This window comes from Alistipes sp. HGB5, assembly GCF_000183485.2.
GTDB classification, from domain to species: Bacteria; Bacteroidota; Bacteroidia; order Bacteroidales; family Rikenellaceae; genus Alistipes; species Alistipes finegoldii.
In genome coordinates this window covers 48,574-65,028 of the sequence record NZ_AENZ01000048.1, presented here as the reverse complement: position 1 = coordinate 65,028, position 16,455 = coordinate 48,574, and the positions used below count along the sequence as shown (strand labels likewise).

Annotated in this window: 12 protein-coding genes and 1 pseudogene; 6 read left to right on the top strand and 7 right to left on the bottom strand. The window is 61.2% G+C overall.

Annotated elements, in window-relative coordinates; genetic code table 11:
• Window positions 1–19: 19 nt before the first annotated feature.
• From surE to HMPREF9720_RS07565, 3 genes are read left to right on the top strand one after another with little or no spacing between them, the layout of a single operon-like run.
• On the top strand, window positions 20–793 hold the full coding sequence (gene surE / locus HMPREF9720_RS07575; RefSeq protein WP_009597616.1) for a 5'/3'-nucleotidase SurE: 774 nt from the start codon (window positions 20–22) through the stop codon (window positions 791–793).
• A gap of 34 nt (window positions 794–827) precedes the next feature.
• Complete coding sequence (locus HMPREF9720_RS07570; protein ID WP_009597670.1) at window positions 828–1,799, top strand: sensor histidine kinase; 972 nt, start codon at window positions 828–830, stop codon at window positions 1,797–1,799.
• A 4-nt stretch (window positions 1,800–1,803) separates the two neighbouring features.
• Entirely contained in the window at window positions 1,804–2,439 is a 636-nt protein-coding gene (locus HMPREF9720_RS07565) for a response regulator (protein ID WP_009597668.1), read from the top strand.
• A 94-nt stretch (window positions 2,440–2,533) separates the two neighbouring features.
• Here HMPREF9720_RS07565 and cls read toward each other — a convergent pair whose 3' ends face one another.
• Complete coding sequence (gene cls, locus HMPREF9720_RS07560; RefSeq protein WP_009597584.1) at window positions 2,534–3,949, bottom strand: cardiolipin synthase; 1,416 nt, start codon at window positions 3,947–3,949, stop codon at window positions 2,534–2,536.
• Window positions 3,950–3,988: 39 nt separating this feature from the next.
• Entirely contained in the window at window positions 3,989–4,996 is a 1,008-nt protein-coding gene (locus HMPREF9720_RS07555; protein WP_009597647.1) for a DUF4837 family protein, read from the bottom strand.
• A 199-nt stretch (window positions 4,997–5,195) separates the two neighbouring features.
• Here HMPREF9720_RS07555 and HMPREF9720_RS07550 point away from each other — a divergent pair, with 199 nt between their 5' ends.
• The 3 genes from HMPREF9720_RS07550 to efp are packed head-to-tail and all read left to right on the top strand — an operon-like array spanning window position 5,196 to window position 6,945.
• Window positions 5,196–5,768 carry a polysaccharide deacetylase family protein gene (locus HMPREF9720_RS07550; RefSeq protein WP_022043790.1) on the top strand — a complete coding sequence of 191 codons (573 nt, stop codon included), beginning with the start codon at window positions 5,196–5,198 and terminating at the stop codon, window positions 5,766–5,768.
• A gap of 1 nt (window position 5,769) precedes the next feature.
• The gene (locus tag HMPREF9720_RS07545; RefSeq protein WP_009597601.1) at window positions 5,770–6,318 is read left to right on the top strand and encodes a UbiX family flavin prenyltransferase; all 549 of its coding nucleotides are present in this window, start codon (window positions 5,770–5,772) and stop codon (window positions 6,316–6,318) included.
• Window positions 6,319–6,378: 60 nt separating this feature from the next.
• The gene (gene efp / locus HMPREF9720_RS07540) at window positions 6,379–6,945 is read left to right on the top strand and encodes an elongation factor P (RefSeq protein ID WP_009597599.1); all 567 of its coding nucleotides are present in this window, start codon (window positions 6,379–6,381) and stop codon (window positions 6,943–6,945) included.
• A gap of 98 nt (window positions 6,946–7,043) precedes the next feature.
• On the opposite strand, the gene HMPREF9720_RS07535 is transcribed toward efp, so the two are convergent.
• The 5 genes and pseudogenes from HMPREF9720_RS07535 to HMPREF9720_RS07515 all read right to left on the bottom strand — a co-directional run bounded on the left by HMPREF9720_RS07535 (window position 7,044) and on the right by HMPREF9720_RS07515 (window position 16,450).
• Complete coding sequence (locus tag HMPREF9720_RS07535; RefSeq protein WP_009597680.1) at window positions 7,044–7,943, bottom strand: hypothetical protein; 900 nt, start codon at window positions 7,941–7,943, stop codon at window positions 7,044–7,046.
• A gap of 11 nt (window positions 7,944–7,954) precedes the next feature.
• Window positions 7,955–9,439: a RagB/SusD family nutrient uptake outer membrane protein gene (locus HMPREF9720_RS07530; protein ID WP_009597615.1), complete on the bottom strand. Its 1,485-nt coding sequence runs from the start codon at window positions 9,437–9,439 to the stop codon at window positions 7,955–7,957.
• 12 nt (window positions 9,440–9,451) lie between these two features.
• Window positions 9,452–12,529 (bottom strand): SusC/RagA family TonB-linked outer membrane protein, encoded by a 3,078-nt coding sequence (locus tag HMPREF9720_RS07525; RefSeq protein ID WP_009597614.1) that lies wholly within the window; start codon window positions 12,527–12,529, stop codon window positions 9,452–9,454.
• 22 nt (window positions 12,530–12,551) lie between these two features.
• Window positions 12,552–13,866: pseudogene (locus HMPREF9720_RS07520) on the bottom strand (trehalase family glycosidase).
• 40 nt (window positions 13,867–13,906) lie between these two features.
• Entirely contained in the window at window positions 13,907–16,450 is a 2,544-nt protein-coding gene (locus tag HMPREF9720_RS07515; RefSeq protein ID WP_039940200.1) for a beta-mannosidase, read from the bottom strand.
• Between the last annotated feature and the right edge of the window lie 5 nt (window positions 16,451–16,455).

The window sequence follows — 16,455 nt, the reverse complement described above, 5'->3', positions numbered from 1 at the left end:
TTTGCGATAAACTTGAGATATGAAGGAAGAGAGACTGATACTTGTCACCAACGACGACGGCTACGATTCGAAAGGACTTGCGGCGGCCGTGGAGGTCGCGCGCGGCTTCGGCCGCGTGGTCGTGGTGGCGCCCGAAACGACGCAGAGCGGCATGAGCCAAGCCATCACGATGTACAACCCGCTGTACCTGCGCTGCGTGCGGAAGGAAGAGGGGCTGGAGGTGTACGCCTTTTCCGGCACGCCGGTGGACTGCGTGAAGATGGCGTTCGATTACCTGCTGCGCGAAGAGCGCGTCGATCTGGTAATTTCGGGCATCAACCACGGCTCCAACTCCGCCGTGAACGTGCTTTATTCGGGGACGATGGGCGCGGCGATCGAAGGCAGCTTCTACGGCTGTCCCGCCGTCGGGCTGTCGCTCGACGACCACGGCGAGGACGCCGATTTCGAGGCGGCGGTGGCGTACGGCAGGCGGATCGTGGGCAGCGTGCTCGAAAACAGGATCGAGCTGCCGCTCTGTCTGAACGTGAACGTTCCGGTCGGCAGGCCCGACGAGCTGCGCGGCATCCGTCTTTGCCGCCAGAATCGCGGCTTCTGGCGCGAGGAGTTCTACCGCCACGAGGATCCCCGCGGCCGGGAGTATTTCTGGCTTACGGGAGCCTTCGTCAACGAAGAGCCGGAGGCGCAGGACACCGACGAATGGGCCTTGTCGCACGGTTACGTCTCGGTGGTGCCCGTGCAGGTGGACCTGACGGATTACCGTCAGCTCGGAGCGCTTGCCGAAGTGCTGAAATAATCGTATATTTGCAGTAAAGTAAATAGTCAGGCCTATGCTGATCAAAATCCTGCTCGTCATTTCGATCATCGTCCAGACCCTCGCCACGGCTTACGCCCTGCGGCTGGTACGCGCCACCAAGTACAACTCGGTGTGGATTCTCTTCATCGTGGGCTTTTCGCTGCTCTCCGTCGAGCGGTTCGTGCAGCTGCTGATGGCCGGCGGGCACTACGTGCCGCGCTGGTGGTTCGGCTATCTGGGGATCGTGGTCTCGGTATGTCTGTCGATCGGCGTCATGTACGCCCACAAGCTGTTCAAATACATCGACCGTCTGAACCGGCAGCGGCAGCTGCTCAACAAACGCATCCTCACGGCCGTGCTCCGCACCGAGGAGAAGGCCCGGTCGCGCTTCTCGAAGGAGCTGCACGACGGACTCGGCCCGCTGCTGTCGTCGGCCCGGATGTCGCTCTCGGTGCTTTCGCGCGAGGAGCGCTCTGCGGACCAGCGCGAGATCATCGACAATACGACCTATGTGATCGACGAGGCGATCCGTTCGCTGCGCGAGATATCGAACAACCTCTCGCCGCATGTGCTCAACGATTTCGGACTGGCGCGCGGCGTGCAGAACTTCATCGACAAGAGCGCGGCGATGCACGACGCGAAGATACGCTTCACGACGAACCTCCGCACGGAGCGTTACGATACAGATATAGAGGTGATCCTCTACCGCGTGATCTGCGAGCTGATAAACAACTCGCTCAAGCACGCCGCCTGCACGTCGATCAACCTGTCGCTGTCGCAGAACGGCTCGGAGCTGGCTCTCGACTATACGGACGACGGGCGCGGGTTCAATCCGCAGGCGATGATGGACTGCGGCATGGGGCTTTCGAACATCTCGTCGCGCATCAATTCGCTGGGCGGGACCTTCGACATTTCGAGCGCCAAGGGCAAAGGCATGCGCGCCGCGATCCGGGTCAATACGCAGCAGGAACCGGCGCTCCCGAAGCGCAAACGCCGTAACCGGTAGAATCATGGAACGCAAAATAGTACTCGTAGACGATCATTCGCTCTTCCGCAACGGACTGCGGGGGCTGCTCGAACGCTGCGCCGGGTGCCGCGTCGTGGGCGAAGCCGCCAGCGGCGAGGAGTTTCTCGCGATGCTGCCCGGACTGGAGACCGACGTGGTCTTCATGGATTTCGCCATGCCGGGACTCGATGGGGCGCAGACCACCGAACGGGCGCTGGCCCGGCGGCCCGATCTGCGGATCATCACCCTCTCGATGTTCGGCGAGGAGAGCTATTATTCGCGCATGGTGCAGGCCGGGGCGCGGGGATTTCTGCTGAAGGATTCCGACATCGGCGACGTGATCGAGGCCATCGACGCGGTGATGTCGGGCGGAAGCTATTTCAGCCCCCAGCTGCTTTCATCGCTCACGGGGCGGATGCGCACGCGCGACGACGTGCCCGACGAGCAGCTCTCGGTCCGCGAACGCGAGATTCTGGTGGCCGTGTGCCGCGGACTGTCGAATCAGGAGATCGCCGACGAGCTGTTTATTTCGAAGCGCACGGTGGACAAGCACCGGGCTAACATTCTCGAAAAGACCGGCTGCAAGAACACCGCCAGTCTGGTCGTTTACGCCATCCGCAACGGAATCGTCGAAATCTGACCTCCTGAAATCCTGATGTCGGGAAAAATCGTCCGGCCGCATGCGTCTGTATTCGCGTGCGGCGTATTGGTATGCGCTGTTGGCTGCAGCGCGTTTACAGCAGCGGCGAGAAGACCCGCATGAGCGATTCGGCGACGCGGCGGCTCCGGGGGCGGCGGAACCATTCGGCCGGGGTGAGCGGATGGCTGCGCGACTGGTCCTCTTCGAAGACGGAGGCCATGCGCGCCGTGAATTCCCCGTCGTAGACGAAGGCGTTGACTTCGAAGTTGTGTTCGAAACTGCGGAAGTCCATGTTCGCGGAGCCGATGACCGAGAGCATGTCGTCGATGATGAGCAGTTTGGAGTGCAGGAATCCCGGCATGTAGAAGAGTATCTTTACGCCGGCCTTCATCATGTCGTCGAGGTAGGAGTGCGTCGCCAGATCCACGACCTTCGAATCGGAGCGTGCGGGGAGCATCAGCCGCACGTCGATGCCCGCCAGCGCGGCCTCCTGCAGCGCCGAGTTGAGGACGTCGGACGGAAGGTAGTAGGGGGTTTGGATCCACACCCGCCGCCGGGCGCGGGCGATGGCGTAGCTGTCGGCCTGCAGCAGCGTCCGCCATTTGCCGAAGGGGCCGCTGGAGACGATCTGCATGATGTTGTCGGTGAAACGCGCCGCGGGGGGATAGTATTCCGCCGCGGCGATCTGCTGCTTGGTGGTCGCCGACCAGTCGCTCAGGAACGACGCCTGAAGGCCCGCGGCGCCGCTGCCCTCGATCCGGAAATGGGTGTCGCGCCATGTGCCCCACCGGGTGCCGCGGACGTAGCGGTCGGCGATGTTCATGCCGCCGAGGAAGCCCACGCAGCCGTCGATGACGGCGATCTTGCGGTGGTTGCGGTAGTTGACCTTGCTGGTGAAGAGCGGGAATTTGACGTGCAGGAAGGCGTAGACCTCGATGCCTTCGCTGCGCATGCTGCGGAAAAAGGATTTTTTGGCCCCGCTGCTGCCCACGTCGTCGTAGAGGATGCGCACCTCGACCCCTTCGCGGGCCTTTGCGATCAGCGCGTCGCGCAGGCGGCGGCCCGTTTCGTCGTCGTTGAGGATGTAGTACTGGATGTGGATGTGGTGCTTTGCGCAGGCGATTTCGGTCAGCAGGGCCTCCATCTTCGACCGCCCGTCGGTGTAGGTGGTGATCCGGCTGCCGTAGAGCGGGATCGAGTGGCTCGTGTTGGTCAGCAGGGCGGCCAGCGGGCGGTACTCTTCGGGCAGGCCGGGACCGTCGGTGTGCTCGGCTTCTTCGAGCTGCATGGTGATGCGCTTGCGCGTCCGGCGCGAGATGATGCGCTGTTTGGAGAGGTTCTGGCCGAAGAAAAAATAGAAGATCAGCCCCAAGACGGGGGCCAGCACCAGCACGATGATCCACGGCAGCGTCTTCAGCGGATTGCGGTTGTCGGTGATGACGACCAGAATGATGCCGAGGATGGTGACCGAATAGATAATCAGAAAAATGTATGTCAGAATTTGTTGCATACGGGTTTCTTCATCGGTGCGGAGGACCGCCGGGCGGGGTTACTGCCGGGGCTGCTCCGGAAATTTCAGCAGGTAGAGCAGGTGCTCCACGCCGCGCACGTAGTTGCGCTTGTGGTTTTTGGGCGAGTAGACGTAGCAGTCGATGGTCAGGACGCGGCCGGTGGCCGTATCGACGGTCGTGTAGCTGACGAACGGGCCGCCCATGAAGTCGCCGTGGACATCCCAGAAACCGCGCAGCTCGCACCACAGGCGTCCCTCCATGCGGAACATGCGGTAGTCGGGTTCGAACGCTTCGGAGGTGGTCATGTACGAACCGTCGGACGGACCCGGAATGCGGGCGGCGAATTCGTTGCGCGCCGCGAGCAGGGCGCCCGGCGAGAGCGACTCCTTGCCCCGGTAGGGGTAGGAATAGATGAAGAAGCCCTGACTGGCCGTGGGGTATTCGTAGCGCGCCCAGAGGAAATCCTTCTCGTCGGCGGCCAGCACATAGCCTTTCGGTACGGTCATGTCGACCCCGAACGTGCTCTTTATCGCCTTGGCGACGCGCTGTTCGGAGAAGGCTTCGGCGAATTTGACCGCCCGGTCGCGCTCGGCCTTTTCGAGCACCTGCACCAGACTTTCGCGGTGCTCGGAGAGGTAGTCGGTGAGCGCCTTGTCGTCGGGACCCTGCAGGGTCAGCACGATCTGCGGTTCGGCCGTCACGTCGTACTGGACGGCGATGTTGGTCGCGGCGAGCGAAGGGTCTTCGACGATCTTGAGGATGTTGCGGTGGTCGGCGACCATGCCCGTGAATCCCCGTTCGGTGACGCGGAGCACGTCGAACAGCGGCTCGGTCTGGTTGAGGTAGGGAACCGGAGCCGTGAGTATCGAGCGCAGCGTGTCGCCCAGCTCGCCCGTCCACTCCTGCTGGGGGCAGACGACGATCAGCTCGTAGGGGGAGCCTTGAGCGGTTTTGAGCCGCGATTTTGTCAGCGAATGGAATGCGTCGCAGGCCGTCATCGCTGCGAAAAGGGCCGCGGCTGCGGCAATGCGGAAAAACGTTTTCATAGCCGGTCGTAAGTTGATTCTACACACAAATATAGCTAATTTTTCGGAAAAGCGCGGATTTTCACTATTTTTGCAGGATGATAAATTCCCCGCCCGGACCGGCACGGACGAAACGGTTCGCCGCTGTCGCGGTCTGCGCGGGCTTGGTCCGGAATAGGAAACCATGCGTTTAAAACCACCGAAAATAATCCGCCGGCTGATGCCGGACCTGATCTGGGAGATCGACGACCCGGAGGGCGTGTTCCTCACGTTCGACGACGGACCGACTCCCGGCATTACCGAGTGGATTCTCGCCACACTGGACAAGTACGATGCCAAAGCGACGTTTTTCGTGCTGGGAAAAAACGTCGAGATGTATCCCGACCTGTTCAGGCGCATCGTCGATGCGGGACACAAGGTGGGCAACCACACCTATTCGCACCAGAAGGGGTGGGGCATGAGTCTCGAACGCTATACGGAGGATGTGGATTTTGCCAACGACCTGATTCATAGCGAACTGTTCCGGCCGCCCTATGCGCGGATCACGCCGGCGCAGGCGCGGTTTCTGGGGCAGCGTTACAAGCTGGTGATGTGGGATATCATTTCGCGCGACTACAACCGCAACCTCTCGCCCCGGACCTGCCTGAGGAACGTGACGAAGTATCTGGCGCCGGGGGCTATCGTGGTGTTTCATGACAGCGAGAAAGCCTTCCGCAACATGCGCTACGCCCTGCCCCGCACGCTGGAGAAAATCAGACAGATGGGGCTGAAATGCAAAGCCATCGAATTCTGACATGAAGATCGTCGTCGCCATAACCGCCGCCAGCGGCGGTATTTACGCCCGGCTGACACTCGAACGGCTGCTGCGCTTGTCCGAAGTGTCGCAGATCGCGCTCGTATGCAGCGCCCGTGCCCGCGAAGTGCTGGCGCACGAGGATGTCGTGCTGCCGGAGGATGGGCGTATCCGGCTCTTCGGCAACGACGATCTGTTCGCGCCGCCGGCGAGCGGCTCGGCCCGCTACGACGCGATGGTCGTCGTGCCCTCGACGGTCGGCACCGTGGGGCGTGTGGCGGCCGGTGCGGCGCAGAGCCTGATCGAGCGGGCCGCCGACGTGATGCTCAAGGAGCGTCGGCGGCTGGTGTTCGTGGTGCGCGAGACGCCCCTGTCGCTGATCCACCTGCGCAACATGACGGCGCTGACCGAAGCCGGGGCCGTGATTCTGCCCGCATGCCCTTCGTTTTACGCCGGGGCGCAGGACGTCGAGGCCCTCTGCGGCACGGTCGCCGACCGCGCCGTGGCGCTGCTCGGCGTCGATGCGGAGCACTATGAATGGGGCGAATAGGAATTTACGGATTTTTTTCGTAACTTTGCGACCTCGAAAAACATCTAAACAGAATACCTTATGGCAACTACAGCTGACATCAAGATCGGTATGTGCATCGAACTGGATGGCAAGACCTTCCAGATCGTGGATTTCCAGCACGTGAAGCCGGGGAAAGGCCCTGCTTTCGTGCGCACCAAACTCAAGAACCTCGAATCGGGCCGCGTACTCGACAACACCTTCTCCGCAGGATCGAAGATCGAACCCGTACGCGTCGAACGCCGTCCCTATCAGTTCACCTACGAGGATGATCTGGGCGCCCACTTCATGCACACGGAGACCTTCGAGGAGATCAATATCGACAAGGACCTGATCACCAACTACGACCTGATGGCCGACGGCCAGATCGTCGAGGTGATGTTCCACACCGAGAAGGAGACCGTGCTTTCGGCCGAGCTTCCCCCGATCGTGGACATGGAGGTGACCTACACCGAGCCGGGCATCAAGGGCGATACCGCATCGACCAACTCGCTCAAACCCGCCACGGTCAATACCGGCGCAACGGTCCGCGTGCCGCTGTTCATCAACACGGGCGACAAGATCCGCGTAGACACCCGCACGCGCGAATATTACGAGCGTATCAAGTAAATCGCCGGGCGAATGCCGGTTCCGGGCCGAACGTCCGGATCGGAAATAAACGGGGGCTGCTTTTGAAAGCAGCCCCCGTTTATCGGTTTGTGCGGCGGTCAGTCGCCGACCTTATACATGACGTAGAAGAGTTCCGTCGAACTGCGCCACATGTTGTCGTAGAACGAGTCGCGTCCCGGTTCTCCGGCGGCGCTGGGCAGCAGGAAGCGGAAAAGCCGGTTGTTGCCTTCCGTGCCGAAGATCATGGTCGAGGAGACGTTGTTCTGCGTGATCTTCATCTGGTTGGTGGTCAGGTCGAGGGTCCACTGCGATTCGCCCGGCGGAAGCAGGTGACGCAGACGCGGGTTCATGTCCAGCGGGGCTTCGACGCTGTAAGGCGCGTAGACACCCCAGAAATTGCCGTACGCCCCGTCGTCGCCGGCCGAATGGACGAGCGTTCCGGTGAGTTCGTTGTCGGAGATCTCGCCGAGCGTGATCGTCACCCGGTCGTCGTATTCGGGAAGTCCGTAGGTGCCGAATTCGCCGCTGCTGAGCTGCGTCGTCCAAGCTCCGTCGCCGACGCCGCTGACCCGCTGGTTGCACGCCAGCTTGACATCGACGATGCGCCATGTGCCGAGGAAGAACGGATCGTAGGTTTCGAGGTAGATCCACCAGTCGAGCCTGTGTCCCGACCGGGAGGTCACGGTGATGCGCGCCCGGCGTTCGGGGTTGCTGAAATTGAGCACGTCGCCGTTCCCGACGCTGGCGCTGGCGCCCTCCGAGACGACGATTCCCTTGACGGGAACCCGGTCGTAGGCGAAGCCGGGAGTTTCGAGGATATAGACCGTTGCGGTGGCCCGGCTGCCGTCGCGGTCGATGATGGCGGTTCCCATCTGTCCTTCGACACGCAGTTCGAGCAGCGAACGTTCGTTGCCGGAAAGGTCCTCGTCGATGGTCTTCGTACACGATGACAGGGCCGTGACAAGCAGAAGGGCGGTCGGTATGAGGTATTTTTTCATCTTCGTAGTGTCTATTTAACGTTCGGATTCAAATCGAGTTCGCGCTGCGGGATCGGGTAGAAGGCCGCCTGCTCTTCGGAGAGTTTCGTGGCTTCGGGAACCGTAGCGGTGACCGACGCCGTGCGGCGCAGGTCGTAGAGGCGGTTGCCTTCGAACGCCAGTTCGAGGGCGCGCTCCTGAATGACGGCTTTGCGGAATTCGGCGAGACTCATGCCCTCCGGCAGCTCCGGGATTCCGGCGCGCCGGCGGATTTCGTTGACCAGCGCCAGTCCTTCGTCGGGACCGGCCGCTTCGGCGAAGACGAGCGCGATGTCCGAATAGCGGATCAGGAAGGGACGGGCGCTGGTGCGTTCGCCGATGAAGTCGGGATCGACGTATTTGGCCGAGAAGTAGCCGCGAACGGGAGAGGGGGTGACGAGTTTGCCGGTCTGGTCGTAGATGTCCTTGTGGATCAGCTCTGTGCGCCGCTTGTCGGTGGCGAGGAAGGTCTTCTCCACGAAGTTGTCCTCGATCAGGAAGACGCCCCAGCCGTTGCCGTTGCCCTTCTGGAGGCTGCCGTCGCTGTAGCGGATGTAAATCGGCGCGGAGCCGTTGTTGGGCAGGAACTGGAGCGGGATTTTCGAATACATGCCTTCGTGCGTGCCGCTGCGGTCGATGCCCATGATGAAGATGTGTTCCGGTCCGTCGGGTTTCGTAACGTCGTAGATGCTGCGCAGGTCGCTGTCGAAGTTGTACGTCTCCTTATAGTCGAAAACCACCTTGCGCGACCAGTAGGCGGCCTGCGTGTACATTTCGTCGGCGTTGCGCGGCGCCGAGGCGTAGCCGGGAGCCTTGCAGGCGATGCTCGACGCGAGCGTCAGGTAGACTTTCGAGAGCAGGGCCTGCGCGCCGACCTTGTCGATGCGGCCGAAGACCTTGTTTACCGTGAGCATCTTTTCGGCCGCGAGCAGGTCCTCCAGAATCCGGTCGTAGATCTTGTCGATCGACTCGGCCATCTGGGGCGTCGTCTCTTCGAGCGACGAGAGCGGCTCGGTGTAGAGCGGAACCCGGCCGTAGGCCCGGACGAGGTTGAAATAGTTCCATGCCCTCAGAAACAGGGCCTCGCCGACGACGCGGTTTTTCACCGTCTCGTTCAGATTGCCTCCCGAAACGCGTTCGATGACCGTGTTGGCGCGGTTGATGCCGATGTAGCAGTATTTGAAGTAGTACATCGTCAGCTCGGTTTCCGAATTGACGGTCCATTGCTGCAGCATGTGGATGTCGCCCGGCTCGTCCGATTTGGGATACATCGTTTCGGTCGGGATGTCGCCCAGATACCAGATTCCGCGGAGGTATTCGAGGTAGTTCAATGCATTGTAGGCGTACATCAGGCCCGATTCGGCATCCTCCTCCGTCTTGTAGAAGTTGTCGCTCGAATAGAAGCCGTAGGGGGTCTCGTCCAGCGAGCAGGCCGAAAGCATGCCGACCGCAGCGAGCGTGAATATGATCTTTTTCATGGCTTGTCAGAATTAGAAGTTAAGGTCGATACCGACGGTGTATTTGCGGAGTTTGGGGTATCCGCCCCAGTAAATGCCGTCGAGTCCCACTTCGGGGTCGTATCCGTCGAATTTGGTGAAGGTGTGTACGTTGTCTATGTTGGCGTAGATGCGCATGCCCTTGAGGAACCTGCGGTTGAAGTGGAGGTTGTAGCCGAGGGTGATGTTCTGGATGCGCAGGAACGAGCCGTCCTGAAGGAAGTAATCCGACAGCCAGTATTGCCGGGCGTTGTTCAGCCGCGGGAAATCGTTGGTCGGATTGTCCGGAGTCCACCGCTTGGCCTTGACGCGCGGGCTGAACGTATAGTTGTTGTACAGTACGTCGTTGCCGTAGACGCCGTAGAGGAATACGGAGAGGTCGAGGTTCTTCCAGCGCAGCGAGAGGTTCAGGCTGGCCGTGAAGTCGGGATTGGGGTCGCCGATGATGCACCGGTCCTCCGGCGTGATGGCGTAGTCGCCCGTCAGGTCTACGTATTTCAGCTCGCCGGGGCGGTCTTTCAGTCCGTCGGGGTCGATGAATCCGGGGTCCTGTCCCTCCTGAATGATGCCGTCGACACGGTAGCCGTAGAATACGTTCATCGGATGGCCTACCGCATAGATGCTGGCGTTCTGGTTGAACATGGAGATCGGTTCGCCGGTCACTTCGTAGTACAAGCCCGTCAGGTAATCCTGCGAGAGACCGCTCGAAATGGCGTCGCCCAAGCTTACGACCTTGTTGCGGTTCATCGAGTAGATGAAGGTGGCCGAGAAACTCCAGTCCCTCGTGTGGACGATGTCGCCTTCGAGGCTCACCTCGAAGCCCTTGTTCGTCACTTCGCCGTCGTTGACCCATATTTTGTCGTAGCTCGACGGCAGGGGCAGGTATTTTTCACGCAGCAGGTCGGTGGTCTTTTTGTAGTAGACGTCGGCGGTCAGCCGCAGGCGACGGTCGAAGGCTGCGAAATCGACGCCGAAATCGAGCTGCGAGGTCGATTCCCACTTCAGGTCCGGATTGGCGATGCCGCCCCATACCATGTACCGGTTGTTGGCGCCGGTGCGGCCCACCTCGTAGCCGGGGCCGATCACGGTCGCCCACTCGCCGTTGTGCCAGAATTTCTCCATGCCGTAGCGGTCGAGGGTCTGGTAGCTGCTGATGCCCTGATTGCCGGAGGCTCCGTAGCTCAGGCGCAGCTTCAGTTCGCTCAGCCAGCGCGATTGCTTGAGCCACGGCTCGTTGTGCATCTTCCAGCTGACGGCCCCCGAAGGGAAGTAGCCCCACTTGTTGTTTTTGCCGAACTTCGTCGAGCCGTCGGCGCGCATGGTGGCCGTCAGCAGGTATTTGTCCTTGAGCGAGTAGTTGATGCGCCCGTAGAAGGAGAGCAGCTTGCTCAGGTAGTACCCGTCGTTGTATATCTGGCGCAGGTTGGGATTGCCGGCGTTCATGTTTTCGTTCTGGAGGACGTCGTTGACGAATCCGCGGGCGGTCGTGTAGAGTCCGCGGCCCGTGTCCCAGTTGTAGGAGTGGCCGGCCATGACGGTCAGGGCGTGGTTCTCGTTGAACGTGCGGCTGAATGTCAGGTAGGTCTCCGACATGAGGTTCTGGTTGAACGAATTGTTGATCTGGGCGATGCCGCCGTTGTCGTTGGCGTCCTGCGAAGTGTTGCTGGCGCGGTACACGTCGCCGACCGAGGTCTGGTAACGGTAGTCCAGCTGCGAGTGGATCGTCAGCCCCTTGACCAGCTCCCAGTCTACGGCCAGCGAGGTGACGAAGTCGCGGCCGGTGGTTTTGTTCAGCACGTTATCCAGAATGACCAGCGGATGGCCGAAGTCCTGCGCCCCGGCCAGATAGTAGTTGCCCTCCTTGTCGTAGACGGGCCAAAGGGGGTTGCGGCCGTATTCGAGTCCGTTGCTGATGTTGCGGTTGGTGATCGAGAAGACGTTGTAGGAGGTCAGTTTCAGGTTCTTGTAGAGGTTGTAGGTGACGCCGAGGTTGGCGTTGATGCGCTCGTAGGAGTCTTTCTTGTACAATCCCTGATTGTTGTGGTAGTTGACGTTGAGGTTGATCGAGGCGCGGTCGTTGGCGCTGCTGATGGCTGCCGTCGTGCTGTTCAGGACGGGGGTTCTCAGGCAGAGGTCGCGCCAGTCGGTATTGGCCCATTCGCCGTTCTGTATCTCAAGCAACGAGGGATAATAGATGCCGCCGATGGTCTGGCCGATGTAGATGGGGTTGAGTCCGGCGTTTACCTGCTCCTCGTTGGTGACCTGAGCCATGAGCATCGGGTCGTACCAGATGTCGAGCGGGTCGGAGAGCTGGCTGATGACCGTCTGGTGCTTGACCGAAATGTTGGTCTGCCCCTTTGCGGCCGACTTGGTCGTGACGAGGATCACGCCGTTGGCGCCCCGCGATCCGTAGATTGCCGATGCCGAGGCGTCCTTGAGAATCTCGATCGACTCGATGTCCGAGACGTTGATCTGCGAGAGGTTGCCCGCATCGCCCATCGGGAAGCCGTTGACTACGACGAGCGGCGTGTTGGAGCCTTCGAGCGAGCTGTTGCCGCGGATGCGGATAATCGCTCCCGCACCCGGATCCTGCGAAGTGTTCAGCACCTGAAGACCTGCGGCACGGCCCTGAAGCAGTCCGTCGACCGAAGTGGAGGAGAGGTTGTCGAGCGCCCCCATTTTGACGGACGCCACCGAACCGGTGAGGTCGCTTTTCTTTACGGCGCCGTAGCCGACCACGACCACCTCGTTCACGAGTTTCGAATCGTCTTCGAGCGTGATCGGGTAGAAGGTCGCCGTGGTGACCTCCTTTTCCGCCGTTTTGTAGCCGAGCATCGTGATTTGCAGGGTCGCACCCTTTGCGGCGCCGAGTTCGAACGTTCCGTCGGCTTTGGCGGAGGTGCCGTTGGTCGTCCCTTTGACGATGACGCTGGCCCCCGCGACGGGCTGACCGGCCGGATCGGTGATTTTACCCCGGATGTTCTGGGGCTGGGCCCAGACCGTTCCGGCGGCCAAGAGAAGAACGGCTCCCAGCAGGAACCTGCCCAAGTTGGTTCGTAAGTTTGGTTTCATAGGGTTGTTATTTTGTTGGTTGTCAGTAGCTCATGTATTCCGAGGGCAGCGGGTCGGGCTGCATCTCCCCAGCCAGATAGTCGTCCAGACAGATGAAGGTGCCGGCGGTCCAGCCCAGCATCGCGGGCATCTCGTATTCGTTGCTGACATCGGTCGTTCCCGTTTCCGCGTTGTACTTTTCCCAGAGGTTGCCCGTCGTCTTGAACGATTCGGTGACCGCTTTCATCCATTTGACGGCAATGCGTTCGGCCTCTTTGCCGTATCCGTAGCGGGCCAGTCCCATCACCGCATAGAAGCAGACCGGGGGCCACGTGTTGGGATAGGACCACTGGTAGGGGTAGTCGTAGGGCTTGTCCTCGCAGGCGGCGATGCCGTAGGGGAATGAGCGCCTGTACGATGTCGCCGGCGTATTCACGGGGTACGGCGCCGGAGTAGAGGAGCGCGAAGACCGCTCCCGAAAGCACGTCGGAGCGCCGGCCGTTGACGTAGTCGTAGTCGTAGAACTGTTTCGCTTCGGGGTCGTAGCAGTATTGGAGTATCCGTGCCCGGCGAAGCTCCGCTTTGGCGATCCATTCCCGGATCTCGTCCGTACGACCCAGCTCCTGCGCGAAGCGGGCGAAGTTCACCTCGTACATGAAGAGGTTGGCATTGAGGTCCAGCGGGCAGAAATCCGTACACCGGCGGTCGTAGCGCGGGTTGAAGTCCCAGCCCGATTCGGCTTCGGCGACGAAGTCGAGCCCCAGCTTGTGGAGCCGTTCGGGGGTGTAGCCCTTGTCGAAGAGGTCCGTTCCGAGGCGTTTGCCGCCGGTGACCAGAAATTCGTCGACCAGAGCGTCCGATGCGGAGCTTCCGTAGCGGTTCAGTCCGGTGGGCGTCAGGCGCTCCCGCATCCAGAATCCGTACTCCTCCTTCAGAGTCTGGTATGCGTCGGCGAGCCACTGCTTGTCGCCGGTCAGCCGGTAGATGCGGTCGACCATCATGGAGAGGTAGGGCGTCTGCGACCGCGCTTCGTAATAGGTCCTGCTGCCGTTGTAGACCTTGCCGAAGCGGCGGACCATGTAGAGCAGGTTGTCGGTATTGCCTTTGGCCAGTTCGGGATGGCCGTCCCGGACGAGTCCCTCGTTGGTGAAGAAGGTGTCCCAATAGTACATTTCGCGGAACATCGCCCCGGCCGTGGGAACCGTGTAGGGGTAAGGCAGCCCGATGAGCGTGGCGGTGTCGGCGGTGCAGTGCTGGACGGTCGTGTGCCAGTTGTCGCGGATGAACTCCCGCACGGCCGGCGCGTCGGGGTTCTGCGGGCGGCAGCCGACGAAAGCGAGACCTGCGGCGGCTGACATGACGATAAGTATTTTTTTCATGGGTATCTGTTTTTCGGGGTTAATAGGTGTCGGCCAGCGACATTGATTTCAGGCGCCGCGCAAGCTGCTTGGCGCTCAGTTCCGACGCCACGCGGACGGTGCGCGTTTCGCCCGGCATGAGGTCGAAGAAGTTGTCGGAGAAGTGCGCCGTTTCGCCTTCGACCGACAGATAGACGCCCCGCGCGAAGTTGTCCGACCGGACGGTGACGTCGTACTCCCCGCCGGCCCGGTCGACCTTGCAGTGCAGGGTCGCTTTCGGGTAATTCATCGTTTTCTGCTGTACGAGGAAGTAGTTGTTGCGGTATGTCTTCCCCGCAGCGGTGAATGTCGCCTGAATGACGACCTCCTCCGGAGCGGCTCCGTTCAGCAGCGTCCGCGTGTCGATGGCGGCGACTTTCGTGCTGGCGTTGGCCGGGACGTCGATCTGCTGTTCGAATTCCCCGGTCCGGCCGCCCGTCAGACGCACCGCCCGGACGCACAAGGTGCCTTTCTCCGGAGTGAGCAGGTCGGAAACGGCGTAGATGTCGAGTCGTCCGCCGTCGAGGATCGGGGAGATCAGTATGTCTGCGAATGCGTAGCGGGCGAAGTAGTGCTGCGCCTTCCAGACGCCGTACCAGTCGCGGCTCGACCACGAAGCTACCGGCCAGCAGTCGTTGTGCTGCCAGTAGAGCGATCCCCAGCAGTAGCCCTTGTCGCGGCGGTGCGCCTCGATCGCCGTTTTGATGGCGTCGCCCTGCAAGATCTGGGAGGCGTAGAGGAACGACTCGAAATCGCGCGGTTCGTGGTATTCGTTCAGCAGGTAGCTTTTGATCAGGTTGTTGGCGTGCTCGCCGCCCCGCTGGTGGGACATCATGACTTCCGACGTGATGTCTTGGTCGCCGGGCAGCGGCGCGTAGCGCTTCACCGTTTCGAAACACGGGAACGACTGGAACCCGTATTCACTGAAGAAACGGCTGCGCTGGCGGTTGTACTCGGTGATGGGTTTTTTGGCGTGCCATACCTCCCAGTAGTGCCGGTCGCCCTCGTGGTCGTTGCTCATCGCGCCGTAGTCCGAGAAGGGCGAGGTGGGCTGGTAACCCATGTCGGGGGCGTATTCGGCCACCACTTGGGCCAGCATGCGGTAATACTGCTCCTCGTACTGTTTCCAGATGATGTCGGAGTATTTCGGGTCGACTTTGTCGACGTCGTATTTCCAGCCGCTGAGCCACGAATCCTGATTCTCGTTGTTGCCGCACCAGTAGACCACGCAGGCGTGGTTGCGCAGGCGTTTGACGTTGTCAACGGCCTCCAGACGCATGTTCTCCAGCAGCGCCCCTTCGGCCGGGTAGACCGCGCAGGCGTACATGAAATCCTGCCAGATCAGGATGCCCTCGCGGTCGCAAAGCTCATAGAAGAAGTCGTCTTCGTAGATGCCGCCGCCCCAGACGCGGAGCATGTTCATGTTGACGTCGACCGCGTCCCGGATCGTGCGTTCGTAGGTCTCGCGGGTGACGCGGGGCAGGAAGCAGTCGCAGGGGATGTAGTTGGCGCCCTTGCAGAAAACGGGTTCGCCGTTGAGCAGGAACCGCAGGCTGCGTCCGTAGGCGTCGGGCTTCTTTTCGACGGTGACGGAGCGGAGCCCGACCTGTGCGCTGTGGCCGGCCAGCACACGGCCGCCAAGCTCCACGGAGGTGCGGAAAGTATAGAGGTGCGGTTCGCCCATGCCGCGGCACCACCATAGTTCCGGATGGTCGATCGTGAAAGGGACGCTGACCCGGTTCATGCCCGCGTGGAGCTGCACGCTGCGCGAACCGAGCACCCGTTTGCCGTCGGAGACGGTGACGACGGCGTTTTCGACGGGCGCTGCCGCTTCGATCTCCACCTGCGTCTCGACACGGGCGGCTTCGGACGAGACCTCCGTCTGGCGGTGGAATACGTCTTCCAGACGCAGCTCGTTCCAGCCCTGAAGTTTTACCGGACGCCAGATGCCCGACGTAACCAGCCGCGGACCCCAGTCCCAGCCGTAATGATAGCCCGCCTTGCGGGTGAAGGGGCTGAGTTTTTTCCCGTCGAGTCCCCCGTTGTCCGCCTGATCGTTCCAAGCCTCGTAACGATAGGGCAGGGATTCGTACTGCGGCAGGGCCTTGTTGATCGGGGAGTGGAAATAGACGCGCAGCACGTTGCCGCGCTCCTTGAGCAGGGGTTTGACTTCGGCGGCCCAGCGGCGGAACATGTTGTCCGCCGTCAGGATCCGGGTTTCGTTCAGGAAGACGTCGGCATAGGTGTCCAGACCGAGGAACTCCAGCCGGACGTGTTCGTAGCCGCGCGTCAGCGCTCCGGCGTCGAAGGAGACTTCGTAAATCCAGTCTTCCTTGTCGATCCACTGCAGGGCGCGTTCGTTGAGCCGATAGTAGGGATCTTCGATCAGCCCGTTGTCCAGCAGGTCGGTGTGGACTACGCCGGGTACCGTCGCCGGATGCCATTCGTTTCGGTTCGCCTGTCTGAACTTCCAGCCGGAGTGGAGCGGCATCGTGTCGTTGGCGGCCGATCCGATCGTCGCCGATCCCGCTAAAAATAATGTCATAATTG

Coding starts and splice junctions, on each gene's coding strand:
- HMPREF9720_RS07525 (WP_009597614.1), bottom strand. CDS start 12,529: ATGAAACCAAACTTACGAACCAACTTGGGCAGGTTCCTGCTGGGAGCC.
- HMPREF9720_RS07515 (WP_039940200.1), bottom strand. CDS start 16,450: ATGACATTATTTTTAGCGGGATCGGCGACGATCGGATCGGCCGCCAAC.
- HMPREF9720_RS07565 (WP_009597668.1), top strand. CDS start 1,804: ATGGAACGCAAAATAGTACTCGTAGACGATCATTCGCTCTTCCGCAAC.
- HMPREF9720_RS07550 (WP_022043790.1), top strand. CDS start 5,196: ATGCCGGACCTGATCTGGGAGATCGACGACCCGGAGGGCGTGTTCCTC.
- HMPREF9720_RS07570 (WP_009597670.1), top strand. CDS start 828: ATGCTGATCAAAATCCTGCTCGTCATTTCGATCATCGTCCAGACCCTC.
- HMPREF9720_RS07545 (WP_009597601.1), top strand. CDS start 5,770: ATGAAGATCGTCGTCGCCATAACCGCCGCCAGCGGCGGTATTTACGCC.
- cls (WP_009597584.1), bottom strand. CDS start 3,949: ATGCAACAAATTCTGACATACATTTTTCTGATTATCTATTCGGTCACC.
- efp (WP_009597599.1), top strand. CDS start 6,379: ATGGCAACTACAGCTGACATCAAGATCGGTATGTGCATCGAACTGGAT.
- surE (WP_009597616.1), top strand. CDS start 20: ATGAAGGAAGAGAGACTGATACTTGTCACCAACGACGACGGCTACGAT.
- HMPREF9720_RS07530 (WP_009597615.1), bottom strand. CDS start 9,439: ATGAAAAAGATCATATTCACGCTCGCTGCGGTCGGCATGCTTTCGGCC.
- HMPREF9720_RS07555 (WP_009597647.1), bottom strand. CDS start 4,996: ATGAAAACGTTTTTCCGCATTGCCGCAGCCGCGGCCCTTTTCGCAGCG.
- HMPREF9720_RS07535 (WP_009597680.1), bottom strand. CDS start 7,943: ATGAAAAAATACCTCATACCGACCGCCCTTCTGCTTGTCACGGCCCTG.